The organism is Shewanella algicola (assembly GCF_014648035.1).
Classification (GTDB): domain Bacteria; phylum Pseudomonadota; class Gammaproteobacteria; order Enterobacterales; family Shewanellaceae; genus Shewanella; species Shewanella algicola.
Genome location: NZ_BMQI01000003.1, coordinates 80,177 through 107,061, shown reverse-complemented (window position 1 = coordinate 107,061; position 26,885 = coordinate 80,177). Strand labels below are relative to the sequence as shown.

Sequence of the window (26,885 nt, the reverse complement as noted above, 5' to 3'; positions counted from 1 at the left end):
CACGTCACCTTATATGGATATTTTGTTTGGGACTGTAAATGATTGAATTATTGAGACGTTTAACAATATTAAAGCGTTTATTTATTATGCTAATTCTAGCCGCGATTGGCACAGTGGTGTTCGGGTCTTTTTCAGTAAAAGAACAATACTCTCATTTAGTCGATGAGCAGCAAAAACAAGTCACTGAACAAGCAAGCTTAATGGTCAACATGCTGAAGGTACTGCAACAACAGCAGCAATTACCTCAAGACGATTTACTCACCTTTGTCGCAGACATTCAAATAAGTCAGTATATGGATTTACTGGTGGTTGATAATCAAAGCAAAGTGCTTTTTAGCACGATTAAAGGTACAGCAGGCCAAGCCATTAGTGCACTAACCACTAATAGTGACAAGACATACAGCCAATTAATCAGTGGCGCGAAACAGTCAACAACACAAGCACAGTTATCACTCAAGGTGGGTGGCAATGAAACGCAAACCGTATTAGCCGCAGCGGCTTATTTACCAGCCAATCAATTGACCTTTATTACCCAAGCTAATTTAGATCTAGTCAACCAAAGCATGACCGGTATTATTATTGATTACTTAATCATTATGTTATTTATTTCGGTGCCTATTTTTGCGTTCTTTTTATTGCTCAATCACTCTATTACGCAACCGTTAAAAGACGCCACTAATGCCATGGAGCAAATTGCCAAAGGTGAAGGCGACCTAACCCAACGCTTATCGACTATCGGTAATGATGAAGTCACCAAGCTTGCCGATGGCTTTAATCAATTTGTGATAAAAATAGCCAACATGGTGGCGCATTTACAACCGTTAGGACACAGCCTAAACGAAGAAGCGCAACACTTATTTGAAACCGTTAAGCAGTCAAATCAGAGCGCCAATCAAGTCAACAACGAAACCCAAAGTGTGGCAACCGCGATTAATCAAATGTTGTCCACCAGCCAAGAGATGGCCCGTAATACCCAAGATGCAGCACAAGGTGCGAACAACGTTAAGCATCAAGCAGAACAAAATCAGCAGTTAATGCAACAAACCGTTGAGCACACTGAAAGCTTAGTCAGCGAACTCAAACAGTCTGAACAAGTCTCTGTAAGCTTAAGTCAATCATCTGCTGAATTGGCAGTATTTTAGATGTCATAGGCAGTATTGCCGACCAAACAAACCTGCTAGCATTAAATGCGGCCATTGAAGCGGCGCGAGCCGGTGAGCACGGTCGTGGCTTTGCGGTAGTGGCAGATGAAGTACGTGCGTTAGCCACTAGAACACAATCATCAACCAACGAAATCAATAAAATTGTTGGCCAAATTCAGCAGGGAATTCAATCGGTAATCGACAGCAATACTCATACTCAGCAGCAGTCATCACAATTACAATCAAAAGCCGTTCAATCTAGCGAAGCCATTATTGAGATTTTAGCGCTCATTGAAAACATCAGTAATATGACCGCACAACTTGCCAGCGCCACTGAAGAGCAAGCCTTAGTCACTGAAGACATTAATCGTAATGTGACGACTATTTCAGAGCTAACAGAGTTGTCGCTCAGTACCAATGAAACCCATGCTCATGCTGCGCAATCATTGCAAACGGTGAGTCAAGACATGAGCCAAACATTGGGACAATTTAAGATTTAAGCCACCCGCTTTAACACTCTCTACCCCCAAAGCCAGCAATCGTTATTGCTGGCTTTAGTTTACTTATCTAATGCCTTTTTGCTCTAGGGTTTGCGCTTAACATCACTTTTAGCCCTGCATACTTTAGGGTATATTAGGCGCTTCAGATTGAATACCTGAGTATTTCAGCCTTATTTATGCAGTCTCAATGAAATTAAAAAAATCATAAACACCTGAAATATAGCGTTAAATGAGTATTTAGTTGTCATTCATTACCGAGTATTTTCTCTATGTATCAAAAAACGGTTACGATTGTTGCTCCGCATGGTATCCACACTCGCCCTGCGGCGTTGTTAGTAAAAGAAGCGAAAGCATTTAGCTGTGACGTTATGGTAGAGTGCAATGGCAAGCAAGCCAGTGCCAAAAGTTTATTTAAATTACAAACATTAGGTTTATACCAAGGTGTGTCTGTAACGGTATTTGCCACAGGGGAACAAGCGCAAGCGGCAGTCGACAAAATTGCCTCATTGCTGATCACTCTCAGTTAAAAGGACACTTTATGTCATTCAATGGAATTGTTGTTTCCCCGGGCATCGCGTTTGGTAAAGCATTAACCATGACCTCGCAAATGCCGCCGCTGGATTTTAAACTCCTCAATGCAGAGCAAATTAAGTTACAGCAACAACAATTAACCCATGCCATTGACCTGCTCATCAGCCATTTACAACATTGCCAGTGTCACCTTTGTAAAGAATGTGAAAACTTTCAACTTATCGATGCCGATATTTTGTTGCTTGAAGATGAAGAATTACAACAAGCATTACTGCAGCACATAAAGCAATTTAAAGTGTGTGCGGCGGTGGCGATAGATAGAATATTTAATCAGCAAGCGGCCCAATTATCTGAACTAGACGACCCATATCTTGCTAATCGCAGTAGCGATATTCTCTGTTTAGCTAAGCGGCTCATCAGTGCCTTGCATGGTCATTTACAGTGGGATTTATCAACACTCATTGAAGACACCATATTGCTGGCCGATGATTTAACCCCGGCAGAATTTGCCATTTTGCCTCTAAAACACATCAAAGGCATTGTGTTAGAGTCTGGCGGATTAACCAGTCACACGGCAATTTTAGCTCGCGCTGCGGGCATACCTGCGCTGTTAAATTATCAGTTTTCCGAGCACCATCAGGCCATAAAAGACGGCGAACCATTAATTTTAGATGCTATCTCTGGTGAGCTACACACCTCTCCGACTGCAGCGTTGTTAAGCCAATTGCAACAAAAGCAGCAACAAGAAATCCAACGCCGTCAGGCTCTCACCGCATATAAAGATAAGCCCAGCATCACCCAGGATGGACACAGCATCACTTTATTAGCCAACGTAGGCAATTTAAGTGAGGTATCTCATGTCACCGACGTTGGCGCGCAAGGCATAGGCTTATTTAGAACAGAATTTTTATTGATGAATGCCAAGGCGTTGCCTAATGAGCAACAACAATACAAATTATATAGTGAAGCATTGCACAGCCTCCAAGGGCAAGTATTGTCGGTACGCACCTTTGATATTGGTGCCGACAAAGAAATCCCTTACTTACAACAATCGCCAGAAGATAACCCCGCACTGGGAATTCGTGGGATCCGTTATAGTTTGGCTCATCCAGACACTTTTATTAGCCAGGTGAAAGCAGTGCTTCGTGCCGCCAATCACGGACAAGTGAGGTTAATGTTCCCGATGGTGAGCCAAGTTGAAGAACTTGAAGGTGCCATGGCATTAATTGAACAAGCTAAGGCACAATTGATTGAGCAAGAAAAAGGTTTTGGTGAGATCAGTTACGGTATTGTGGTTGAAACACCTGCTGCAGTGTTTAACTTACCTAGCATGTTGCCATTACTGGACTTTGTAAGCATCGGCACCAATGATTTAACCCAATATACCTTGGCCGCAGACCGCACCAATCCACATTTAGCCAAACAGTATCCTGCATTATCACCGGCAGTGATTGAGTTAATCTCAATGACCATAGCCCGCTGTAAACAGGCTAAGGTTAAGGTCTCTTTGTGTGGAGAACTGGGCAGCGACCCGCAAGTTTTACCCTTATTAGTCGGCTTGGGTTTAGATGAAATCAGTATTAATCCAACAAGCCTGCTCGAAGTCAAAGCCACACTCATTAACGGCCGCTATCAGGATTTTGTTACTCATGCGCAAAACGTCAAGCGCCTAAAACGCATTGACGAAATACGCACAGCTATAAACACTATTAATTGTAATTAAAACTGGTAAAGTTATCAGAGCTGTTTACAATTAAACACATAAAAATATTAATAAAAGGTGCCTTTCCTTATGGGATTTTTAAGCCGCATTAGACGACTCATTTCAGGCCAACCGCAATTAACTGGCGGTATTGCTATTTTAGCACCGGTATCAGGTGACATTGTTGCCATCGAAAAAGTACCCGATGTTGTTTTTGCCGAAAAAATAGTGGGCGATGGGATTGCTATCGACCCTAAGGGCGAGTTTATCGTTGCCCCTATCGACGGTACCATAGGTAAAATATTTGAAACCAACCATGCCTTTAGTATTGAGTCACCACAAGGGCTCGAGCTATTTGTGCACTTTGGCGTCGGCACGGTTGAGTTACGAGGTAATGGCTTTAAACGGTTAGCCGAAGAAGGCCAACAAGTTAAAGCTGGTCAGCCTATCCTGTCCTTTGACTTGGCTTTTTTACGAGACAATGTTGAGAGCTTATTAACCCCAGTGGTGCTTGCCAATATGGAAGATGTTAAACAACTCGATAAAGCCCAAGGGAGTGTGGTTGCGGGCAAAGACGTAATTTTTACAGTACAAATGTAGCGTTTAACGCTGAGCCTTAACGACTCTTTCTAACAGATTAAAATGCAAGTGCCCGTGGCTTGCATTTTATGAAATCTATTCAAATGCCCGCAATAACCTTGTTCAAGCTGCGACTCAATGCCACAATATCAGCATCATTTTTAGCAACAACGGCCTAGCCTCTACAACAGTCGCTAAACCCATTTATTACCTCACCGAAAAAAGGGAGTTTTCTTTTGACTTTATACGGCATTAAAAATTGCGATACTGTGCGTAAGGCGCGCAAATGGTTAGAAGCCGAAAAAATTGATTTCACCTTTCATGATTTTCGTGAAGACGGCTTAACCGCTGATACCGTAAAACAATGGGTAGACATTGTCGGCTGGGAAGCCCTATTTAATAAACGCAGCACCAGTTTTCGCGGATTAACCGATGCCGAAAAATCTGACATCACCCAAGACAAAGCCATTGCCTTAATGCTGCAACATCCAACCTTAATAAAGCGCCCTGTTCTGGTTAAACAAGACAGCATCCTTATCGGCTTTAAACCAGAACAATATCAAGCGTGGTTTGCATAATGAATGAAGTTATTGAGTTAACAAAAGACTTAATCTCGCGTCCATCGGTCACTCCGTTGGATGAGGGCTGTCAAACATTAATGGCTAACCGCCTTGAAGCCATTGGTTTTGATATTGAACCAATGGTGTTTGAAGACACCACTAATATGTGGGCAAGACGCGGCAAAGGCCAACCAGTATTTTGTTTTGCCGGCCACACCGATGTGGTACCGGCAGGTGATTTAAACCGCTGGCATACCCCACCGTTTGAGCCAACCATCATTGATGATTATATCCATGGTCGCGGCGCAGCTGACATGAAAGGTTCATTAGCGGCAATGATTATCGCGACTGAACGTTTTGTGGCAAATCATCCTGACCATAACGGCTCGATTACCTATTTGATTACCAGTGATGAAGAAGGCCCATTTATTAACGGCACCACGCGGGTCATCGACACTCTAGAAGCCCGTAATGAAAAGATCACCTGGGCATTAGTGGGCGAGCCATCATCAACCCATAAGTTAGGCGATGTAGTTAAAAACGGCCGTCGTGGCAGCTTAACTGGCAACTTAACGGTTAATGGCATTCAAGGTCATGTGGCATACCCTCACCTTGCCGACAACCCAATTCACAAAGCCTCGCCAGCACTAGCAGAACTTGCGCAAATGCATTGGGACAATGGTAACGAATTTTTCCCACCGACCAGTTTTCAAATTGCCAACATCAATGGCGGTACAGGTGCATCGAATGTGATCCCTGGCGATTTAAAAGTGATGTTTAACTTCCGTTACTCGACTGAAGTGACCGCTGAAGAATTAATTACCCGTGTGGTTAACATTCTTGATGCTCACGGGCTCGATTACGATATTGACTGGGTGTTTAATGGATTACCGTTTTTAACAGGCGATGGCCCACTGCTTGAGGCAACCCGAGACGCCATTCGTGAAGTGACAGGCTATGACACCGACCCACAAACCTCTGGCGGCACCTCTGATGGGCGTTTTATTGCCCCAACCGGCGCCCAAGTCATTGAGCTTGGCCCTGTCAATGCCACCATTCATAAAGTGAATGAATGCGTTAAAGTGTCAGATTTAGAAGTCCTAGCGAATTGTTATGAGCGCATTTTGGAAAAATTGTTGTGCGACTAACCCCAACGCTCAATGTTGATATTCCCCAGCAGCAAGCTAAATTGTATGGCTTAGACAGCCAACATTTAGTTGCCGTTGGGGATTTTTTACTCGAGCAGCACACGGCAGCGGCCTTTAGCAATATGCAACTCGCCGCTGCAAATAGTGGCATAGACTTGCAGCTTTGCTCAGCTTATCGACCTTTTGATCGCCAAGTGCATATTTGGAATGCCAAAGCCTCTGGCACTCGACCTTTGCTTGATAAAGCATCGCAACCTATTGATTATGCTTCCTTGTCAGAACAACAGCTTATCGACACGATTTTGATTTGGTCTGCCTTACCCGGCGCATCGAGACACCATTGGGGCACCGATATTGATGTGTTTGATGCCAAGCAAATCAATAAACAATCGCTGCAATTAGTCAGTGCTGAATATCAAGGCTCTGGCCCATGCGCGGCAATGCATCAATGGTTACAACAACATGCAAGCCAATATGGTTTTTACTTCCCGTATCAAACACAACAAAGTGGCGTAAGCCCTGAGCCGTGGCATTTAAGCTATTACGCCATCGCGGATAACTACTTAGCCCAATTTAACTCTACCGAATTAGCTAAAGTATTGTCTGGCGCAGAAATAGCATTACAATCGCCGCTACTCGAGCGATTAGCTGAATTAGTTGATCACTATGTTTTTTATGTCGCGTCCTCTCCGGCTTAATGCCTGCGTACTACTTTTTATTTTATGAGCCAGCTAAATGTCATTACAATTAACCCGTAAAACCATCAACCAACACCCTCTTCACTATGTTGACCAAGGCACAGGGCCTGTCTTACTTTTTTGTCACGGTTTGTTGGCAAGCAGCCAAATGTGGCAAGCTCAGATAACCGAGTTAACCAAGCAATACCGCTGTATCGCCGTTGATTTTTGGGGGCATGGTCAGAGTAAAACCCTGCCAGAACGTTGTGAAAATTTACAAGATGTTGCCAAAGACTTACTCGATTTAATGGATACACTTGAGGTGAGCAACTTTGCTGTCATTGGCCATGGTAGTGGTGGAGCTATTGCCGCAGAAATGGTGCTCATGGCCCCTGCCCGAGTACAAGGCTTAGTTATGCTCAACAGTTTTGTCGGCTTTGAACCACAAGTTAACTGTGTAAAGTATCAAGGTTTTATGGCACAAGTGGCTAATGCTCAGGCTATGCCCACGGCATTAGCAACTAGCTTAACAGAGTTGTTTTTCAGTAAAGATGCCATGCTGCTCAGTCAGCAAAATGTGGCATTAACCCAAGCCATTGAACAGTTTAATCAACAGCTAACCGACATAAATGCAGTGCAAGTCCCCCCGTTACTTAAGTTTGCTAATATGGCGATTTTTAAACGCGACACCTTAGAGTCTGTTGAGACGTTAACGTTACCGACCTTAATTGCGGTTGGCTTAAATGGTTACTTACGTACAGCATTAGAAAGCTATTTAATGCATGATTGTATTGATGGCAGTCAATTATTGCATATTGATCAAGCTGGACATTTGGCAAATATCGAGCAAGCCGAGTTTTTCAACCAGCATCTTATTGATTTTTTGAGTAAAGTGAATTTTAATTAATCAACAAGATGGATAGACCAGATCCCTCTACATTGCTGATATACTCGTTACAAAATTTCATATTGTCTGTGAATCGTCACAGGCAACCTAGTCAAAAAATCAGAGCGCCAATGAAACTTCTTAAACCATTATTTGATAATAATCGCCGGTGGGCTGAACGGATCAATAAAGAAGATCCGACTTTTTTTGAACAACTTGCCAAACAACAAAATCCAGAATACCTATGGATTGGTTGTTCAGATAGCCGCGTACCATCGAACCAGATTATTGATTTATTACCCGGTGAAGTATTTGTTCACCGAAATATTGCCAACATGGTGATTCATACCGACTTAAACTGCTTATCGGTACTGCAATACGCGGTTGATGTATTAAAAGTGAAGCACATTATGGTCGTTGGTCACTATGGATGTGGCGGTGTGCGCGCCGCAATGGGTACCGAACGCTTTGGCTTAATTGATAACTGGCTTGGCCATCTACGTGACATTCATCGTATTCATCATGCAGATCTTGAATCAATGACAGAACAACAGCGTTTTGACCGTTTATGTGAATTAAACGTCATGGAGCAAGTGTCAAACGTGGTATCGACCAATATTATTCAAGAAGCATGGGATCGCGGCCAAGATGTCGCCGTTCATGGTTGGATCTACGGCATTAACAATGGGTTACTCACAGACTTAGATGTCACGGTTGACCGTGTTCATGGTCGTGATATTCCGTAAATATCACATCACTTAAACATTGGCCTGCATTATCCTACAGAGGATATTTCGCAGGCTTTTGTTTATGTTAATCGTCAACGGCTTGCGAGTTAACTTTTTGATAAAACAACATCAACCGCGAGTTTTTTAAACATCCATCCCTTGATGTCGGGATGAATTAACGAAAGATGCAGATAAAAATATTACCTTGTATATAATAAACTTCATCTGCTAACCCAAGTTGCGGTTAACTCACAACATATTCTGTTATTGAGGTGTCGTTTATCCTCAATAGATATTGTCTACAACCAGTAAGGCTAATTTAATGAACGTTACTCTTATCATTCCTGCACGTTATGGCTCAAGCCGTTTTCCAGGCAAACCCCTCGCACTCATTGCGGGTAAGCCTATGATCCAACGCGTGTATGAACGAGCGGCACTGGCTAGAGGTATCGACAATATCTTTGTTGCCACTGATGATGATCGAATTAAAAATGCAGTCGAAGCCTTTGGTGGTAAAGCGGTCATGACAGATCCAGATGCCGCATCTGGTACTGACCGTATTAACGATGCTATTGAACGTTTAGGTTTAGGTGAAGACGACTTAGTCATTAATTTACAAGGCGACCAACCCCTTATTGACCCAAGTTCAATTGAACAAATGGTAAGCTTGTTTCAACAGCAGCCAGGTGAATTTGAAATGGCAACACTGGGATTTCAAATTACCGAAGAAAAAGAATTAAACGACCCAATGCACGTTAAAGTGGTATTTGATAACGACTACAATGCATTGTACTTCTCGCGCGCGTGTATTCCATTTGGCCGTGATATTAAAGACCATCCTGTTTACAAACACATTGGTGTCTATGCTTATACTAAGCGCTTTATTAATGCCTTTGCCAAGTTACCCGTAGGCAGACTAGAAGACATTGAAAAGCTTGAGCAATTACGTGCTTTAGAGAATGGTCACAAAATTAAAGTAGTGATCAGTCATTACAATGCACCTGAAGTTGACGTACCTGATGATATTGAAAAGTGTGAACGCATTTTAGCAACAAGCTAAATCCATTTCCGCGTCCATGATGTGATGTATATGGCGCAAATTAACTGGAGTGACACATGAGTTTAGAAGGTTATGAAGTTTGGCTGATAATCATTTTAGTCTTAGGCGTAATTGCCAGTAATATTGCAGTGTTAAAGTACTCGGCTAAATTTAAAATGCCGCAATTTGGCGATCCTAAAGAGGGTAAATCATCAGAAAAGCCCAAAGATGAAGCGCAAGACGATTCAACCTCTCCGGTAGACTTAGATGATTCAACAAGTGATAACAACACTGATATCACAGACAGTAAATCTAAAAGTGAATAGATAAATATTCACGCAAAATAGTGCCATAAAAAACGCTAGCAAGTTAACCTGCTAGCGTTTTTTATTTATTCGCGATGATTTATAACCGATTATGTGTTAGAGATAGTCGCTTGGTGCTTATTCACTGTCTAGGGTCATTTTAGGTGACTCTGCATTAGGCCAGGCATTTAAAACAGCTTTAACTAACGAGGCTAATGGGATGGCAAAAAATACGCCCCATACGCCCCACAGACCACCAAACACTAGCACCGCAGCAATGATAACCACAGGATGCAAATCTACCGCATCAGAAAACAGCAATGGCACCAACACATTACCATCGAGCGCTTGAATAACGCCGTAACTCAGCATCAAATAGCCAAATTCAGGGCTAAAACCCCATTGAAAGAACGCCACTAACGCAATAGGAAGCGTCACTAAGGTTGCCCCAACATACGGAATAAGCACCGACAGGCCAGTTAATACGCCTAATAAGGCTGAGTATCGTAAGCCCATCAAAGCAAACACGATATAACTCACCACGCCTACAATCACAATTTCAATCACCTTACCTCGGATATAATTGAAAATCTGTTGGTCCATTTCAAGCCATACTTTTCTGGCTAAATCCCGATTGTCCGGGAAAAAGCGCTTACTGCCTTTTAATAATTGATCTTTGTCTTTTAAAAAGAAAAACACTAACAAAGGCACTAAAATCGCGTAAACCATCAACACTAATAACGATGCAGAATACCCTAAAATTTGTTTACCCAAATCAAGTAAATGTTGAGTGTCTAGCATTTTATTGATTTCTTCCATCATAGAATCCAGTTGTGCTGCACTGATAAATTGCGGGTATTCGGCACTTAACCCTTTGGCAATTGACATCCCTTTATCAATCATCGTGGGTAAATCTGCCACTAATGACACGCCTTGACGCCAAATGCTTGGGGCTAGGCCTAACATTAAAATCAACATTAACCCTAAAAATGCAACTAATACAATACTGGCGGCTGCAGTACGGCTAATCCCTAAACGAGACATCTGCGCCACTGGCCACTCAAGTAAAAATGCCAATACTAGCGCAATCAACAAAGGCGCAAGTAACCCGGCACCAAAGTACAACGCCAAACCAATACCTACAATAATAAACATCAACGTAATGGCATGGGGATCGCTAAAACGGTTTTTGTACCATTCAGTTAAAAATGACAGCATTGAACAACCTTTATATTAAAACGCTAAATTAGTTTGTTTTGGTGATAATCACGGATAAACAATGCGACTCATCAGTGACGATTTCAATACCAAAACCCATTTTTTTCATTAACAAGGGAACATCTCGGCGTGAGCCGTGGTCAGAGAGTAAAACATGTAAGGTTTCACCCACTTGCATCTGCTTGAGTAAAAGCTTCACTTTCACTAAAGGATAAGGGCAAGAATATGGGGTTAAATCAATAAAAATCATTATGAACTTGCTTTAATCATTCTAGGGCTATTATCCTAGCTTGAACACTAAACCACAAGCGATGTTGCAAAACCAACTTGTGCGTTAAGCCAAGAACTTACGACTCATTTAGCATTATAGGTTTCGCTTGCGTAAATTATCATTATCAAGTTTTTCTAAAGCATTAACAGCCACAGCGATAAGTATTGTGCTGGCGGGCAGTATTGCCCATAGCTTTGCCAATAACGACCTTCCAGATCTTGGCACCGCAGCCGTTAATACCTTCAGTCTAGAGAAAGAAAGCGTGTATGGCGACGCATACATGCGAGTTATCCGCTCAAGTGCGCCCGTTTTAAACGATCCGGTGTTAAGCCAATATTTATCCGAGCTCGGTAATAAACTGGTGGCCAACGCAACAGGCGTTAAAACCCCGTTTTATTTCTTCTTATTGCGTAATGATGAAATTAACGCGTTTGCCTTTTTTGGTGGCCATGTTGGTGTGCATACCGGACTATTTTTAAATGCTAACAATGAAAGTGAACTCGCCTCAGTTTTGGCCCACGAAATTAGCCATGTGACGCAACGCCATTTAGCACGCTCTATTGAGGCACAACAAAAAAGCTCAACGGCAACCATTGCAGGGATGCTAGGCGCGATATTACTGACCATCGCAGCGCCACAAGTGGGTATCGCGGCACTGGCAACCACCCAAGCCCTTGCAACGCAATCGAAAATTAACTACACCCGACTCCACGAAAAAGAAGCCGACCGCATTGGTATGCAGATTTTAGTTGATGCCGGTTTTGACCCTAATGCAGCGGCGACATTCTTTGGACAATTGGCTGTACGTTACCGTTTTTCAACCACCCCGCCACAAATGCTATTAACTCACCCATTACCTGAATCTCGGATAACAGAAGCCCGTAACCGTGCGGCTCAATATCCCGCACGGTATGTTCCAGATAGTTTACTGTATCAACTAGCTAAGGCGCGGATTCAAGTACGATTTTCAAGCTTTAGTGATGATGCGGCATTGTCACTATTTGAGCAGCAATTAAAAAAACGCGAATATACCCACAAAGATGCGGCGCTTTACGGTAAAGCCTTAGCATTGTTTCGCTTAGAAAAGTTTGAACAGGCAGAAGTCATCATTGATGAGCTATTGAAAAATGATGACAATAATTTGTTCTATATCGATACTAAAACCGACTTATTGGCTCAAAAAAAGGCTTACCCACAAGCCATTGCGCTATTAGAGTCACAGCGAAAATTAAAACCTACGTCACAAGTGATTAATATTAACCTTGCCAATATTTATGTTGAAGCAGAACAACCCACTAAAGCCATCCCATTGCTGGAAGAAACAATCTTTTTCGACAAGCAAAACATGCTGCCTTATCAAATTATGTCCGATGCTTACCGCAAGCTCGATAACAAAGCATTAGAGTATTACAGCAATGCTGAAGTTATGGCGCTTACAGCAAACTATCAAGGTGCAATTGACCAATTAAACTACGCTTACCGTTACTCAGAAGGCAAAACGTTGCAATTAGCCCGAATTGAAGCCCGGATAAGACAGTTCAGACAAGCTGACAGAGAAATGGACCAGTTTAAGTAGGTATAACTGTATCTCTTTACGCATAATTTTTTGATAGAATAATGGCAAACGTATTGTTTGCCATTTTTTATGACGGAAAATAAACATGACAAAAACTAAAACGACTATTCTACACAACCCTCGTTGCTCAAAAAGCCGTGAGACACTTGCATTATTAGAAGCAAATGGTGCAGACATCACTGTGGTTGAGTACTTAAAACAACCGCCTAGTGAAGCTGAAATCAATCATATTTTATCGTTACTCGGTGTTAGCGCCCGCGAAATGATGCGCACCAAAGAAGACGAGTATAAAGCCCAAAATTTAGCTGACCCAGCACTGACTGAAGCACAACTGATTAGTGCTATGGTCGCCACACCAAAGTTAATTGAGCGCCCAATCGTACTGGCTAATAATCAAGCAGCTATTGGCCGTCCACCTGAAAATGTTTTATCTATTCTGTAACGAGTAACATAATGACCACACAAACCTTGTTCCAACTCAGCCGTATTGGTTACCTTGCTCTACTCTTGCTACTTAGTGGCTGGTTTATACAACAAGGCTTAAATGGCACTTATTCACTTGGTTTTAGTCTAATTTGGATTGTCCCATTACTCTTTCCGCTAAAGGGCATTATTACCGGTAACCCTTACACCTATGCCTGGGCCAGCTTTATTTTATGTGTGTATTTGCTACATGGCTTAACCCTAGCTTATATCACCACTGACGCGTTTGCCTTTGCACTGATTGAATCTGTGTTGATTTGTATTTTATTGGTTACCTTTCCTTTCTATGCCCGCAAACGCGGCCGCGAATTAGGCTTAGGATTAAAGAAAAAATCTGAACAAAAATAGTGTTCTAACATTTAAATTGTTTTATTAAAAAAGCACCTTTGGGCGCTTTTTTTGTTTATTGCATTTAATAAACAATGCGTGTTAGGTTAGCGTGTTAACAAGATGTTATATAAGTATATTTTATAATTCTAAAAATAAACATGGAGTCGTTTAATGAATGCATCGCGTAATGTAGGCTTTTACAGTCTTATAGCCAGTACTATATTACTCACAGCCTGTGGCAGTGACTCTTCTGATGATAACTCAGGCATACCATTCTCTTCAGCTTTTGAGATTTGCAGTGACGATTCAAGCACAAGCTTAATCTCCACCGATTCTGAACTGGTTTTTATCGTTGAACAAGATTATGCCGCCAATAAACCTGGCAGTATTACCGCATCAATAGCCGATCAAAATAGTGCCGGTCGTATGTTTTTATGGCAACAAGTCTCAGGCCCTAGCCTTGAGTTAGCCTCAGTGAATAGCCCAGTATTAGCCTTTACACCCAGCAGTAACGATAACTACAGTTTTAAAGTGACGGTAACCGGCAGTTCGAGCAATTATGAAGAGGTAGTGTCTATAACCGCTGACTCTACTGATAATATTTTACGCATTAACAATGACCATCAGATGGTGGCAAATATAGATGCTAGTTTAAGAATTCAAAATATAAATGGCCAAGTACCCACTGATATAAGTTGGTGCATGTACCCAAACATCGACAACGTAGGTTTTAATAGCGTCGATTTAACTGACATTAATCGACCACTGTTTAACGCACCAGACGTAAACAGTGACCAACTTATTAGCCTAAAAGCCACTGCAACCTTTGACGGCCAAACTGTCAGTGATGATGTACATTTACTTGTCACAAAAGAACAAGCTATCCCATCGAAAGCTTACATCACTTACCCTCTTGCACGGGTACATCCCTACAAAGCAGATTCAGCTTATGCCGATAACCTTGTTAACTGTACTTACTCTAACCAGCAAATTGCCCCATGTAACATACTCAACGAGCTACCATTTGTAAGCCAAGACAGTCAGCCAGACCCGATTGATACCATAATGGATAGAGTCGTAGTGTCCCATGACTGGATGGGACAGAATTTTGAAACTTATCTTCGTGCACAAACAAACACTGACTTTGTTGAGTTATTACAATCCGTGACTGCGGTCATTATTAGTTACGATATCAGGCCAGCTTATTATTCGGGTTATATCGGAGCCATCTATCTCGACCCTGAATATTTATGGCTGACGTCTGCACAGCGTGACACCATTAACGAAACCCCAGACTATCGCAGCAGTTTTGGTGAAGATTTAAAATACTTATCTCCATATCGTTATGTTAAAGATAACGATTATGCAGGTGTATATATAGAAAAAGATAACCGTATCAACCGCACCATGGATGATATGTCTTCTAATTTTGCAAGGCTCATGTATCACGAACTGGCTCATGCTAATGACTATTACCCGCAAAGCATTCATGCCACACTGCAAGGGCCAAGCCTAAGAGAGGAGTTTGATCGTCGCTTAGCAACCGATGACATGCCATCAGACCAACTTCAAATGCGTTACCCATTACTCAGTGATGAAATGTATGGCCTTGCTGAGGTTCAATACGCAGGGAAATCTGCAAACAGTACTCAAAAAGCGTTTAGTCCCAGTGATGTCGCTGAGTTTTTTGCTAATGATTTAGCAAATGATGATTATGCTTACTCGTCAAAACGTGAAGATGTTGCCATGCTGTTTGAAGAAATAATGATGAGCCATCGCTATGGCACTTTACGTGATATCGCCATTACAGATAAACCAGAAGTACAAACAAGCTCAACCATTACTGTTGAATGGGGAGTGCGCGGCCGAGTTGGACAAACTGAATTGCGCGATCGCGCCAGCTACGTTCTCGGACAAATGCTGCCCGACATTGACACTCAACTCGTGATGGATGGTTTACCAGAGCCTGCTGCGTTAGTGAAAGGCCAAACCTGGGCACAGAATTTAGTCTTAACTGCGGATCAATCTAAATCACCACAAAAAGTCTCTAACCAGTCTGATAGTGCTGTCATTGATAATCGACCATTGCAGTTTAGTGGCGACCAACATGTACATTAGTCACTGTATTTAACCTGAGTTCGGGATAATAAACGCCTTTCAAACAGTCCTTTGCCCTGCTAACGGCGTTGAATCGACTTACAATAGGCTAACTATTGACGCGTCAATTCGCCTTGTTAGCAGAACAAATGACAAGCTTGAAAGTGAGGGAGGGTAACATCTTGATTTTAAATAACATAAGTTCACCCCTTATCCCAAGCTCAGGTTATTTAGATAAACAAAAACGCCAAATGAATTCATTTGGCGTTTTTTATTGTCATTTACAATGTATGACTGCGTGTTCGCGACATGGCTAAGCGTGATTTATAGCCTAAGCATTTCTTTAATGAACGGAATCGTCAATTTACGCTGATGTACCATCGAGGCTTTATCAAGCTTATCGAGCACGTCAAATAAAGTACGTAAATCACGTGCCATACGGGTGAGCAAAAAGCGCCCTACTTCATCAGATAACTGTAAACCGCGCATTGCCGCGCGGCGTTGTAATGCAGCGAGCTTTTCATCATCAGCCATGGGTTGAAGCTGATAAATTAATCCCCATTGCATACGCGAGACTAAATCAGGTAAGGAGAATCCCGCCTCTGAGGGCGACGCATTACCACTGACAATCAAACAACAATCTTGCTGCTCAGCTATACGATTATACAGATGAAAAATGGCTTCTTCCCACACAGGATGGCCCGCAATAGCTTCAACATCATCAATGCAAATAAGCTCTAATGACTCGAGCCCTTCAAACATTGCGGGTGAAATACTGGCATGGATCCCAAGTGGAATATATAAGGTGCGACGTTCTAAATCATTCGCGTGTGCACAAGCGGCATGCATTAAATGAGTACGACCTGATTTTTCAGGACCATAGACATACAAAGAAGACGTTAATTTACCTTCAGCACTGGCTTGAAGCTTTTGGATCAGCTCATCATTACCCGAAGCAGGGTAATAACTCTGAAAGGTTTCATCGTCAGGTAAATAAACGGGTAAAGATAATTGTCTCGGTGAGTTTTGTGTCACTCAGATAGGTCTCAAAATCAAAAAACGAACTAAAGTCATTATACATGTAAGCGCTCTGTAAATACAAAGCGCTACCATTGATAAGGTTATTGCCCCAACCATTGATACATCAGTTTAGGTTGAACGATTTCTGTTTGTTGTTGATAAAATGATTCAACACTGCCCATGGTATCAATTTGTGATAAACGGTTATCAATATTCAGTAAACGCTGTAAATCATCAACATTGCTAAATAACGCGATACTATAAGTTGCAGTGCTGCCTTTAAATTGGCTTAAACTAATTGATTTAACGGCGCTTAACTGACGTAAATAAGCTTCAACATTAACAACTTGAGTCATATTATTTAACCCGCTAAAGCTCACCTCTGTAGCAGCATTACTGCCCGTTGATGCTATCGCATACTGGCTAATGTAATAATCGGCTAAAATACTCATCATGCGTTTTATTGCTTGTTGGTTATCGCTCGCCTCACCTTGTTGTGCCACCAAAGGTTGAAGTACACCATTGGTTCTCACTTTATTAAATAGGCTAATTGAAAACATCACTCTGCTGCCTTGGTTTTCAATATTGGCGATAGCAAAATAGTCAGACTGATAACGAGCAGAAGCAATAAAAACGCTGTCGGTAAAACGGCCACGAACATCATTGACAGTCACCCCCATCACATCATCTAAGTCCATCACTGGCAACAAAACCGGTATGCCTTTATTGGTAGATTGCTGGCTTAAATCATCACGGATAGCTGATTGTGAGGCATCGGCAAGAATAGTAGGTTCACTGTTATCATCAACAGAAAGCCACATTAAGGTCAAAGGACGTTGACTCCCCCACACGGGTAACCCTGCTTGACGTAATTTTTCAATGACGCGTTGATGATCAAAACTGGCTTTCAGCATGAGCTCACCGTTTTGTTCAAAAAAGCCATACTGAGTCAAAATAATTTCAGGCTCATCTATCTGCGCTTTAATCAACGGATTTAACACCACACTTGGGTTACCGGAATTTTTTAAAAACACTGCCGCGAGGGCTTCTTTCAAAGCATTGCTTTTAACATCATTTGCACGCGAACTTACCGCAATATCAGCTTCATCGAGCTTGCCCACTTCAGCAGCTTGCACAATTGAAATTGAAGTTAACGCAATTAAAGGTAACACAATGAGATTAATTAGTTTTTTCAGCATCAGATAACATAAACGCAGCAACAGATATAAGTAATAAAATTATATCATAATAAAAAATGGATAACGAAAACTCTTTTTGACTGCACCATAACACTAAGGTCAATTTGACCAAGTATTGTAGCGTTATCAAATAACTATAATCGCGACACAGACCTAATACAGGTTATGAAATTAGCCGGTTTTATGTGACAATTCGCGCCGTTTAATCACACGCCTACTTCTAAATAATGATGGAGAAAAATATGAAACGCGTGTTAATTCCGCTTCAAGGCGCACAAATGTTATTTGTCGCTTTTGGTGCGTTGGTGTTAATGCCACTGCTCACAGGCTTAGACACCAGTGTCGCCTTATTTACCGCCGGTTTCGGTACCCTACTGTTTCAAATCGTCACCAAACGCCAAGTCCCCATATTTCTTGCTTCTTCATTTGCCTTTATCGCCCCGATTTTATACGGCGTACAAACCTGGGGGATTCCTGCCACTATGGGTGGGTTAATGGCGGCAGGGGTTGTGTATATGCTACTTGGCTTAACGGTTAAGTTGCGCGGCACCGACTTTATTCACACCTTATTACCTCCTGTTGTAGTTGGCCCAGTGATCATGATCATTGGTTTGGGTTTAGCCCCAGTTGCGGTCAATATGGCCTTAGGCAAAAGTGGTGATGGTAGCCTTGTTATTGTTGAACAAAATACTGCCCTGTTTATCTCACTATCTGCGTTAGCTACAACGGTTTTAGTTGCGGTATTTGCCAAAGGCTTAGTACGCTTAATGCCCATTCTTGCGGGTATTTTAGTGGGTTATGGCGTCAGTTTAGCGTTTGGGATTGTTGACTTTACGCCCGTCAGTCAAGCTGCTTGGTTGGCAGTACCTAACTTTGTTGCGCCGGAGTTTAACTGGCACGCCATTTTATTTATGATCCCCGTCGCCATCGCCCCAGCAGTTGAGCACATTGGTGATATTTTGGCGATTTCAAATGTAACCGGTAAAGACTATCTTAAAAAGCCAGGCTTACATCGCACCTTAACCGGTGACGGTATTGCCACTATCGCTGCATCTGCTTTAGGCGGACCACCTAACACCACCTACAGTGAAGTAACAGGCGCAGTGACTCTCACCAAAAGTTTTGATCCGCGCATCATGACGTGGACCGCTGTAACGGCGATTACTTTAGCGTTTGTCGGTAAACTGGGGGCATTAATGCAAACCATTCCGGTACCGGTCATGGGGGGGATTATGTGTTTATTATTTGGCTCTATTGCTGCGGTAGGCTTAAATACGTTAATCCGTCATCAAGTGGATTTGAGCGAAGCACGTAACCTCAGTATTGTTGGTGTGACGTTAGTGTTTGGCATTGGCGGTATGGCATTTGGTATCGGTTCGTTCAGTTTAACTGGCATCAGCTTGTGCGGTATTGTTGCTATTTTAATGAACTTGATTTTACCCGCAGCTAAAAAGCATAAAGCAGACGCCTAAACATTGCGTGAACAACTAAAGCGTTAACAAAAAGCCCCAATGGCACTATGCAATTGGGGCTTTTTCATTGTGTGTAAATAAACACACATCTAAAAACGGTTATTCTGCAGCGTCTTCAGTACGGAACTTGTCAGCTGTCGCTTTGATGATGGGTTGAAGCTCACCTTTTTGGAACATCTCAGTGATGATGTCACAACCACCAATCAACTCGCCTTCAACCCATAATTGTGGGAATGTTGGCCAGTTAGCAAATTTAGGTAATTCAGCACGGATATCTGGGTGCTGTAAAATATCCACGAATGCAAATTGTTCACCACAGTTGATCATCACCTGAGCCACTTGAGATGAAAATCCACAGCTTGGTAATTTAGGCGAACCTTTCATGTACACAATAATTGGGTTTTCACTAATTTGCTGTTTAATCTTTTCTACAGTTTCCATTTGATTTCCTAAGTACGACGACTGAACATTTAATCGCTATTGTACGACACCTAAGCCAATAACAAAATCCCACAGATTGTAAGGTTTATTTAAAATCCATAAAATCAATGGTTATATCAAAGATAAAAATACCCTAAACATAACCAACACTTAAATTATAACCACATAAACTTAAGGCATAATATCCTAATTAAGCTTTTGAACATTAAATCGCTTAAAAAGAACACATTACCTGTTAAAAAATGTAACAAAAGCGTTAGTTTAAACACTATGAGCCATTTGCTATGCAATTTTGACCTCACGCTAACGTTAATTCCCTAAACAATGATTCACATCACAAAAATAATCAGTACAATAGCACTAGAGCAATGTTACCTGATGGGTAAACAAAAACGATAACCTGAATCCATGGAGAGATACTAATGGCTTTCGAACTACCAGCATTACCTTATGCAAAGAACGCACTTGAACCGCACATTTCACAAGAAACTATCGAGTTCCATTACGGTAAGCACCACAATACTTACGTGGTAAAACTAAATGGTTTAGTTGAAGGAACTGAATTTGCTAGCAAAACGCTAGAAGAAGTTGTTAAAACTTCAACAGGTGGCATGTTCAACAACGCAGCTCAAGTTTGGAACCACACTTTTTACTGGAACTGCTTAGCGCCTAACGCTGGCGGCGAAGCAACTGGCGATATCGCAGCAGCTATCAATGCATCTTTCGGTTCTTTTGAAGAATTCAAAGCTAAGTTTACAGATTCTGCAGTCAATAACTTTGGTAGCGCTTGGACTTGGCTTGTAAAAAAAGCTGACGGTTCTCTCGCTATCGTTAACACTAGCAATGCTGCTACTCCGTTAACTGACGAAACTGTGACTCCGTTATTAACGGTAGATGTATGGGAACATGCATACTACGTTGATTACCGTAACGCACGTCCAGAATATTTAGCTCACTTCTGGCAGCTTGTTAACTGGGAATTTGTTAACAAGAATTTTGCTGCATAATCTTAATTAGCAGCAAAACTTAAGGAGCCTACAGGGCTCCTTTTTTATGTGTGTCATTCATTAAAATTAAAACTTTCTTACTACTTCTATTTTTGCAACTATTGCAAATGCTACTGTTTGTCATTGTTTTTATTTGATTTATTTTAAATAAAACTTCGCGAAGTCTTTTAGCCTGTCCTACACTTTAGTCGTAAAACCTAATATAAGCTGGATAGGTCTAGCATCTTGATTACCTAGATCCTCACCCATCACTCTGGCTTTTAAAAGTAAGACTACCGTTGTTTTGAGGGGGTTACCATGGGTATTTTTGAGCATTATCAACAACGTTATGAGAAAAAACTCGACGAGGAATACACCTTAGAGCAATTTCTTGATATTTGTAAGCAAGACAAGAGCGCGTATGTGTCTGCTGCTGAGCGATTATTAATGGCTATTGGTGAAGCTCAGATGGTCGACACCGCCAAAAACCCCGTTTTGAGTCGTATCTTTTCCAACCGACTTATCGCCAGCTACCCGGCTTTTAAAGATTTTTTTGGTATGGAAGACTCCATTGAACAAATTGTGGCTTACCTTAAGCATTCAGCTCAAGGCCTAGAAGAATCAAAACAGATCCTCTACTTACTAGGACCTGTAGGTGGCGGCAAATCATCGCTGGCAGAAAAACTCAAAGCATTGATGCAACAAGTGCCCATTTACATTCTCAGTGCCGATGGTATGCGCAGCCCGGTTAACGATCATCCGTTTTGTTTGTTTGATCCTGAAGAAGACCGTGACTTGTTGTTAAACGAATACAAAATTCCTGCACGTTACCTTAAAACAATCATGTCTCCATGGGCAGTAAAACGACTGCATCAATATGGTGGTGACATTTCTAAATTTAGGGTGGTTAAAGTCTACCCGTCAGTATTAGATCAAATCGGTATTGCGAAAACCGAACCCGGTGATGAAAACAACCAGGATATTTCAGCCCTTGTCGGTAAGGTAGATATTCGTCAACTTGAGCATTTCTCACAAGATGATGCCGATGCTTACGCTTATTCAGGCGCACTGTGTCGTGCTAACCAGGGGTTAATGGAGTTTGTCGAGATGTTTAAAGCGCCAATTAAAGTGCTACATCCATTGTTAACCGCCACTCAAGAAGGTAACTATAACGGTACCGAGGGTTTATCAGCACTGCCCTACACAGGGATTATTTTGGCTCACTCAAACGAGTCGGAATGGTCGACCTTTAGAAACAACAAAAACAACGAGGCGTTTTTAGACCGGGTATATATTGTCAAAGTGCCTTATTGCTTACGAGTGTCTGAAGAAATGGCCATTTATCAAAAGTTATTGGCCAACTCGGAATTATCGATGGCACCATGTGCACCAGGTACTCTGGAGACATTAGCGCAATTTAGTGTATTGTCGCGTTTAAAAGTCCCAGAAAACTCATCGATTTATTCTAAAATGCGGGTGTATAACGGCGAGAGCTTAAAGGACACCGATCCTAAAGCAAAATCGTACCAAGAGTATCGAGATTACGCCGGTGTTGATGAAGGCATGCAAGGTTTATCGACCCGTTTTGCCTTTAAGATTTTATCTCGGGTGTTTAATTTTGACAGCGCTGAAATTGCTGCCAATCCAGTGCATCTTTTCTACGTACTCGAAAAGCAAATTGAGCAAGAGCAATTCCCGAGTGAAACCAGCGAAAAGTACCTTGAGTTTTTAAAAGGCTATCTTATTCCTAAGTATGTTGAATTTATTGGTAAAGAAATTCAAACCGCCTATCTTGAGTCTTATTCTGAATATGGCCAGAATATTTTCGACCGTTATGTTACCTACGCAGACTTTTGGATCCAAGATCAAGAATACCGCGATCCTGAAACCGGTCAGTTATTTGACCGTGGTGCATTAAATGCTGAATTAGAGAAAATAGAAAAACCTGCAGGCATAAGTAATCCTAAAGACTTCCGTAATGAAATCGTTAACTTCGTTTTACGTGCCAGAGCCAACAACGAAGGTAATAACCCATTGTGGACCAGTTATGAAAAACTGCGCACAGTGATTGAAAAGAAAATGTTTTCTAATACAGAGGATTTATTACCCGTTATTTCGTTCAATGCCAAAACCTCAAATGATGATCAGCGTAAACACGATGATTTCGTCAATCGGATGATGGAGAAAGGCTATACCAAGAAACAAGTTCGATTATTGTCTGAATGGTATTTACGCGTTCGAAAATCATCGTAATCAACACCCAGACCTGGCTGAGAATTACTCAGCCAGATCCTTGACTTGGGGGGGCGTATGGCAAATTTTATTGATAGACGACTCAACGCTAAAGGAAAAAGCACGGTTAATCGTCAGCGGTTTATTGAACGCTATAAAAAACAAATCAAAAAAGCAGTCAGTGATGCGGTGACGCGTCGTAGTGTCACCGATATTGATAAAGGTGAAAAAATCAGTATCCCTACCCGTGACATAAGCGAACCGCTGTTTAGGCAAGGTCAAGGTGGTAAGCGTAATCGTGTCCATCCGGGTAATGATCAGTTTAATCGTGGCGACCAAATACAACGCCCACGTGGTGGTGGGCAAGGCGGTGCGGGTCAAGGTGATGCTTCAGACAGCGGCGAAGGTAATGACGATTTTGTCTTTAATATTTCAAAAGATGAATACCTAGAACTGTTGTTCGAAGACCTAGAGCTACCTAACTTGCAAAATAATCGCCTTAATAAGTTGGTTGAGTATCAAACCTATCGAGCAGGTTTTACCAATGACGGCGTGCCTGCCAATATTAATATTGTTCGTTCACTGCGATCGTCCCTAGCCCGCCGTATTGCGATGTCTGCCAGTAAAAAACGCGCGCTTAGGGAGTTAGAGGCTGAGCTTGAGCAGTTACAAGATATGCCGGGCTCAAAAGCTGAAAAAATACTCGCGTTAAAAGAGCAAATTGAACAGCTCAAAAAACAAATCGCCAATGTGCCATTTATCGACACCTTCGATTTACGTTACAACAATTATGCAAAACGTGAAAAGCCGTCCAGTCAGGCTGTGATGTTTTGCTTGATGGATGTGTCAGGTTCAATGGATCAAGCCACCAAAGATATCGCTAAACGTTTCTATATATTGTTGTATTTGTTTTTAACCCGCAGCTATAAAAACCTTGAAGTTGTCTATATCCGTCATCATACCCAAGCCAAAGAAGTTGACGAGCATGAGTTTTTTTACTCGCAAGAAACCGGCGGTACCATTGTATCAAGCGCATTAAAACTGATGAACGAAATTCAACAAGCTCGCTATCCTGAAAACGAGTGGAATATTTACGCAGCGCAAGCATCTGATGGAGATAATTGGTCCGATGATTCGCCCCATTGCCATGACTTATTGGCTAAGTATATTTTGCCTAAAGTACGTTATTTCAGTTATATCGAAATCACCCACCGAGCCCATCAAACCTTATGGGATCAGTACCAGGATCTGCAGCAACAATTTGATAATATTGCTGTGCAACACATTCGTGAAGTCGAAGACATTTACCCAGTATTTCGCGAACTCTTTAAAAAACAAGCTGTATAGGGGGCAATCATGGTTAAAGCAACCCGTAAACCGTTGGATGATGGACCCGAATGGACATTCGACTTATTGGAAAAGTACCAACACGAAATTGCCAACGCGGCTGAGTTTTTTAAATTAGACACATACCCTAATCAAATAGAGATCATTACCGCAGAACAAATGATGGATGCCTATGCCGGCATTGGTATGCCCATTGGTTATACTCATTGGTCTTTTGGTAAACGTTTTATTGAAACTGAGCAAGGGTATAAACGCGGGCAAATGGGCCTTGCCTATGAGATTGTGATTAACTCAGACCCATGTATTGCCTACTTAATGGAAGAAAATACCATCACTATGCAAGCACTTGTTATGGCCCATGCCTGTTATGGTCATAACAGTTTTTTTAAAAATAATTATTTATTTAAAACCTGGACCGATGCCAGCTCCATTATTGATTACTTAGTATTTGCTAAAAATTACATTCGAGAATGCGAGGTTAAATACGGTATTGAGCAGGTTGAGCTAACCCTCGATTCATGCCATGCCCTAATGAATTATGGCGTGGACCGTTATAAACGCCCTTCTGAAGTATCATTTAAAGAAGAACAAGCTCGCCAAAAAGAGCGTGAAGATTATCTGCAAACCCAAGTGAACGACTTGTGGCGCACGATACCCACTCAACCACAACAGACACCGCAAAAGAGTGATAAAATATTCCCTGAGGAGCCGCAAGAAAACATTTTATATTTCATTGAAAAAAACGCTCCATTATTAGCCCCTTGGCAACGTGAGCTGGTGAGAATTGTACGCAAAATGGCGCAGTATTTTTACCCGCAAAAACAAACTCAGGTCATGAATGAAGGCTGGGCCACATTTTGGCATTACACCATTTTGAACCACCTATACGATACAGGAAAAGTCAGCGACCGCTTTATACTCGAATTTTTGCAAAGTCACACCGCAGTAGTTGCTCAACCCTCTTATAACAGCCCGTATTACAATGGGATTAACCCTTATGCTCTTGGCTTTGCCATGTTTGTCGATATCAGACGCATTTGCGAACACCCAACGGATGAAGATCGTCATTGGTTTCCTGATATAGCCGGAAGTGACTGGTTAACAACAGTGCATTTTGCGATGCAAAACTTTAAAGATGAGAGTTTTATTAGCCAATATTTATCCCCAAAAGTCATTAGGGATTTTAAATTATTTGGCATATTAGACGATGAAAAACGCAGTCACTTAGCCGTTTCGGCGATTCATGACGAGCAAGGTTATCAAGACATTCGTAATATCATGTCGCAGCAGTATAACTTATCCAATATCGAGCCAAATATTCAGGTGCAACAAGTGCAAGTCAATGGTGACCGCTCTATTACGTTACGCTACATACCATTTGATAACATCCCGCTGGCCGACAATCATCAAGAAGTTCTAAAGCACTTACATCGCTTGTGGGGCTTTAATGCAAGGTTAGAACAAGTGGATGAGCTGGGAATGATAAAAATCATTTCAAGTTGCCCTGAAACGACAGAGGAGCATATTCGTTCACACGATGTCATCGCATAAATCAAAAAAGCCAATCGTTTAACGATTGGCTTTTTATCTCACTGACAATGTCTTAATCGATATCTAAATCAATATTAATGTCATTAATTAATGATTTAACTATTGTCATGACCAATTTCAGCAGGCATGTCATCACGCAATTTTTGCCATAACTTACCACTTTCAATGCCATTATTACGCATTAATGCAGGTACATCGGCATAGTTTTTGTCTTTGGCGAGTTGTTCGAGTTTAACGTAGAAGCGCATGGTTAACTCTCGTGCTTCTTGGCTCTGAAAATAAAAACGGCCTACTCGGTTATACAAGCCTTTGAAACCATTTAATATCAGTACATATAGTGGGTTTCCTGACGCAAAAGCCAAGGTGTGATGTAATTGGTAATCAAACTCAGCATAGGCTTCAGCATCATTTTCTAACGAATGAATCCCTGCTAAAGCGGCAATCGCTTTGTCTGGATTGTGTCTAATCGATGCTCGAAAATAAATATTACTGACATTGCCACGTGCGGACATAAGCTGATCAACCAATAATGGGAATCCATCTGGGTTTAAATCGGCAATGGTTTCGAGAATATTAAGTCCGGAGGTTTCCCAAAAGTTGTTTACTTGGGTTGGTTTACCATGTTGAATTTTCAACCAACCATCACGTGCTAAACGCTGTAGTACTTCACGTAATGTCGTACGCGTTACACCGATGAGTTCAGAAAGCTCACGTTCTGCCGGTAAAATGGATCCGGGTGGAAACTTATTTTCCCAAATGGAACGAACAATGTATTTCTCAGCAAAACTTGCTGGGCCTTTGGCATTGATGATCATTAGCCTTCATATCCTATTGCTAAACAATGGCGAAAATATTGCACTGATCA

The 26,885-nt window shown here is 41.8% G+C and carries 27 protein-coding genes; 21 read left to right on the top strand and 6 right to left on the bottom strand.

The window, feature by feature from the left end; genetic code table 11:
* Window positions 1-38: 38 nt before the first annotated feature.
* The 12 genes from IEY42_RS02540 to IEY42_RS02490 all read left to right on the top strand — a co-directional run bounded on the left by IEY42_RS02540 (window position 39) and on the right by IEY42_RS02490 (window position 9,818).
* Window positions 39-1,142, top strand: coding sequence for a methyl-accepting chemotaxis protein (locus IEY42_RS02540; RefSeq protein ID WP_229779879.1), 1,104 nt, complete (start codon window positions 39-41; stop codon window positions 1,140-1,142).
* Entirely contained in the window at window positions 1,127-1,642 is a 516-nt protein-coding gene (locus IEY42_RS22310; RefSeq protein ID WP_308424978.1) for a methyl-accepting chemotaxis protein, read from the top strand. The genes IEY42_RS02540 and IEY42_RS22310 overlap by 16 nt, the downstream gene beginning before the upstream one ends.
* A 269-nt stretch (window positions 1,643-1,911) precedes the next feature.
* The gene (locus IEY42_RS02535) at window positions 1,912-2,169 is read left to right on the top strand and encodes an HPr family phosphocarrier protein (protein ID WP_188921632.1); all 258 of its coding nucleotides are present in this window, start codon (window positions 1,912-1,914) and stop codon (window positions 2,167-2,169) included.
* A gap of 11 nt (window positions 2,170-2,180) precedes the next feature.
* A complete protein-coding gene (ptsP, locus tag IEY42_RS02530) occupies window positions 2,181-3,896 on the top strand; it encodes a phosphoenolpyruvate--protein phosphotransferase (protein ID WP_188923795.1) in 1,716 nt (571 codons plus the stop codon).
* Window positions 3,897-3,965: 69 nt separating this feature from the next.
* Window positions 3,966-4,475 carry a PTS glucose transporter subunit IIA gene (gene crr, locus IEY42_RS02525; RefSeq protein WP_188923794.1) on the top strand — a complete coding sequence of 170 codons (510 nt, stop codon included), beginning with the start codon at window positions 3,966-3,968 and terminating at the stop codon, window positions 4,473-4,475.
* A 215-nt stretch (window positions 4,476-4,690) separates the two neighbouring features.
* Window positions 4,691-5,032 (top strand): ArsC family reductase, encoded by a 342-nt coding sequence (locus IEY42_RS02520; protein WP_188923793.1) that lies wholly within the window; start codon window positions 4,691-4,693, stop codon window positions 5,030-5,032.
* Complete coding sequence (dapE, locus tag IEY42_RS02515; RefSeq protein ID WP_188923792.1) at window positions 5,032-6,162, top strand: succinyl-diaminopimelate desuccinylase; 1,131 nt, start codon at window positions 5,032-5,034, stop codon at window positions 6,160-6,162. The genes IEY42_RS02520 and dapE overlap by 1 nt, the downstream gene beginning before the upstream one ends.
* The gene (locus IEY42_RS02510) at window positions 6,153-6,860 is read left to right on the top strand and encodes a M15 family metallopeptidase (RefSeq protein WP_188923791.1); all 708 of its coding nucleotides are present in this window, start codon (window positions 6,153-6,155) and stop codon (window positions 6,858-6,860) included. Before dapE ends, IEY42_RS02510 begins: the two co-directional genes overlap by 10 nt.
* Window positions 6,861-6,897: 37 nt before the next feature.
* Entirely contained in the window at window positions 6,898-7,746 is an 849-nt protein-coding gene (locus IEY42_RS02505) for an alpha/beta fold hydrolase (protein ID WP_188923790.1), read from the top strand.
* A gap of 110 nt (window positions 7,747-7,856) precedes the next feature.
* On the top strand, window positions 7,857-8,471 hold the full coding sequence (gene can / locus IEY42_RS02500) for a carbonate dehydratase (RefSeq protein ID WP_188923789.1): 615 nt from the start codon (window positions 7,857-7,859) through the stop codon (window positions 8,469-8,471).
* A 304-nt stretch (window positions 8,472-8,775) separates the two neighbouring features.
* The gene (kdsB, locus tag IEY42_RS02495; RefSeq protein ID WP_188923788.1) at window positions 8,776-9,513 is read left to right on the top strand and encodes a 3-deoxy-manno-octulosonate cytidylyltransferase; all 738 of its coding nucleotides are present in this window, start codon (window positions 8,776-8,778) and stop codon (window positions 9,511-9,513) included.
* 56 nt (window positions 9,514-9,569) lie between these two features.
* Window positions 9,570-9,818, top strand: a complete 249-nt coding sequence (locus tag IEY42_RS02490) for a DUF2897 family protein (protein ID WP_188923787.1) — start codon at window positions 9,570-9,572, stop codon at window positions 9,816-9,818.
* Window positions 9,819-9,935: 117 nt separating this feature from the next.
* Here the strand turns inward: IEY42_RS02490 and IEY42_RS02485 are convergent, their stop codons facing one another.
* Both IEY42_RS02485 and IEY42_RS02480 read right to left on the bottom strand, forming a co-directional pair.
* A complete protein-coding gene (locus IEY42_RS02485; RefSeq protein WP_188923786.1) occupies window positions 9,936-11,015 on the bottom strand; it encodes an AI-2E family transporter in 1,080 nt (359 codons plus the stop codon).
* 28 nt (window positions 11,016-11,043) lie between these two features.
* On the bottom strand, window positions 11,044-11,265 hold the full coding sequence (locus tag IEY42_RS02480; protein WP_188921610.1) for a sulfurtransferase TusA family protein: 222 nt from the start codon (window positions 11,263-11,265) through the stop codon (window positions 11,044-11,046).
* A gap of 127 nt (window positions 11,266-11,392) precedes the next feature.
* On the opposite strand from IEY42_RS02480, the gene bepA reads away from it, so the two are divergent.
* The 4 genes from bepA to IEY42_RS02460 all read left to right on the top strand — a co-directional run bounded on the left by bepA (window position 11,393) and on the right by IEY42_RS02460 (window position 15,793).
* The gene (gene bepA, locus IEY42_RS02475; protein ID WP_188923785.1) at window positions 11,393-12,862 is read left to right on the top strand and encodes a beta-barrel assembly-enhancing protease; all 1,470 of its coding nucleotides are present in this window, start codon (window positions 11,393-11,395) and stop codon (window positions 12,860-12,862) included.
* A gap of 85 nt (window positions 12,863-12,947) precedes the next feature.
* Window positions 12,948-13,304 (top strand): arsenate reductase (glutaredoxin), encoded by a 357-nt coding sequence (arsC, locus tag IEY42_RS02470; RefSeq protein ID WP_188923784.1) that lies wholly within the window; start codon window positions 12,948-12,950, stop codon window positions 13,302-13,304.
* 11 nt (window positions 13,305-13,315) lie between these two features.
* Complete coding sequence (locus tag IEY42_RS02465; protein WP_160052292.1) at window positions 13,316-13,693, top strand: DUF2069 domain-containing protein; 378 nt, start codon at window positions 13,316-13,318, stop codon at window positions 13,691-13,693.
* A gap of 153 nt (window positions 13,694-13,846) precedes the next feature.
* Window positions 13,847-15,793 (top strand): hypothetical protein, encoded by a 1,947-nt coding sequence (locus tag IEY42_RS02460; protein ID WP_188923783.1) that lies wholly within the window; start codon window positions 13,847-13,849, stop codon window positions 15,791-15,793.
* Window positions 15,794-16,096: 303 nt separating this feature from the next.
* On the opposite strand, the gene hda is transcribed toward IEY42_RS02460, so the two are convergent.
* Both hda and IEY42_RS02450 read right to left on the bottom strand, forming a co-directional pair.
* Entirely contained in the window at window positions 16,097-16,807 is a 711-nt protein-coding gene (hda, locus tag IEY42_RS02455) for a DnaA inactivator Hda (protein ID WP_188923782.1), read from the bottom strand.
* 86 nt (window positions 16,808-16,893) lie between these two features.
* Window positions 16,894-17,991: a DUF2066 domain-containing protein gene (locus IEY42_RS02450; protein WP_188923781.1), complete on the bottom strand. Its 1,098-nt coding sequence runs from the start codon at window positions 17,989-17,991 to the stop codon at window positions 16,894-16,896.
* A 242-nt stretch (window positions 17,992-18,233) separates the two neighbouring features.
* Here IEY42_RS02450 and IEY42_RS02445 point away from each other — a divergent pair, with 242 nt between their 5' ends.
* Window positions 18,234-19,463 carry a uracil-xanthine permease family protein gene (locus IEY42_RS02445; RefSeq protein WP_188923780.1) on the top strand — a complete coding sequence of 410 codons (1,230 nt, stop codon included), beginning with the start codon at window positions 18,234-18,236 and terminating at the stop codon, window positions 19,461-19,463.
* A gap of 99 nt (window positions 19,464-19,562) precedes the next feature.
* Here the strand turns inward: IEY42_RS02445 and grxD are convergent, their stop codons facing one another.
* The gene (gene grxD / locus IEY42_RS02440) at window positions 19,563-19,904 is read right to left on the bottom strand and encodes a Grx4 family monothiol glutaredoxin (protein ID WP_011637214.1); all 342 of its coding nucleotides are present in this window, start codon (window positions 19,902-19,904) and stop codon (window positions 19,563-19,565) included.
* Window positions 19,905-20,326: 422 nt separating this feature from the next.
* On the opposite strand from grxD, the gene sodB reads away from it, so the two are divergent.
* The 4 genes from sodB to IEY42_RS02420 all read left to right on the top strand — a co-directional run bounded on the left by sodB (window position 20,327) and on the right by IEY42_RS02420 (window position 26,020).
* Window positions 20,327-20,911, top strand: a complete 585-nt coding sequence (sodB, locus tag IEY42_RS02435; protein ID WP_188921593.1) for a superoxide dismutase [Fe] — start codon at window positions 20,327-20,329, stop codon at window positions 20,909-20,911.
* Window positions 20,912-21,208: 297 nt separating this feature from the next.
* Window positions 21,209-23,143 carry a PrkA family serine protein kinase gene (locus tag IEY42_RS02430; RefSeq protein ID WP_188923779.1) on the top strand — a complete coding sequence of 645 codons (1,935 nt, stop codon included), beginning with the start codon at window positions 21,209-21,211 and terminating at the stop codon, window positions 23,141-23,143.
* 57 nt (window positions 23,144-23,200) lie between these two features.
* Window positions 23,201-24,469 (top strand): YeaH/YhbH family protein, encoded by a 1,269-nt coding sequence (locus IEY42_RS02425; RefSeq protein WP_188923778.1) that lies wholly within the window; start codon window positions 23,201-23,203, stop codon window positions 24,467-24,469.
* Between the two features lie 9 nt (window positions 24,470-24,478).
* Window positions 24,479-26,020, top strand: coding sequence for a SpoVR family protein (locus IEY42_RS02420; RefSeq protein WP_188923777.1), 1,542 nt, complete (start codon window positions 24,479-24,481; stop codon window positions 26,018-26,020).
* Between the two features lie 95 nt (window positions 26,021-26,115).
* On the opposite strand, the gene fadR is transcribed toward IEY42_RS02420, so the two are convergent.
* Window positions 26,116-26,835, bottom strand: a complete 720-nt coding sequence (gene fadR, locus IEY42_RS02415) for a fatty acid metabolism transcriptional regulator FadR (protein ID WP_188921585.1) — start codon at window positions 26,833-26,835, stop codon at window positions 26,116-26,118.
* Window positions 26,836-26,885: the final 50 nt, after the last annotated feature.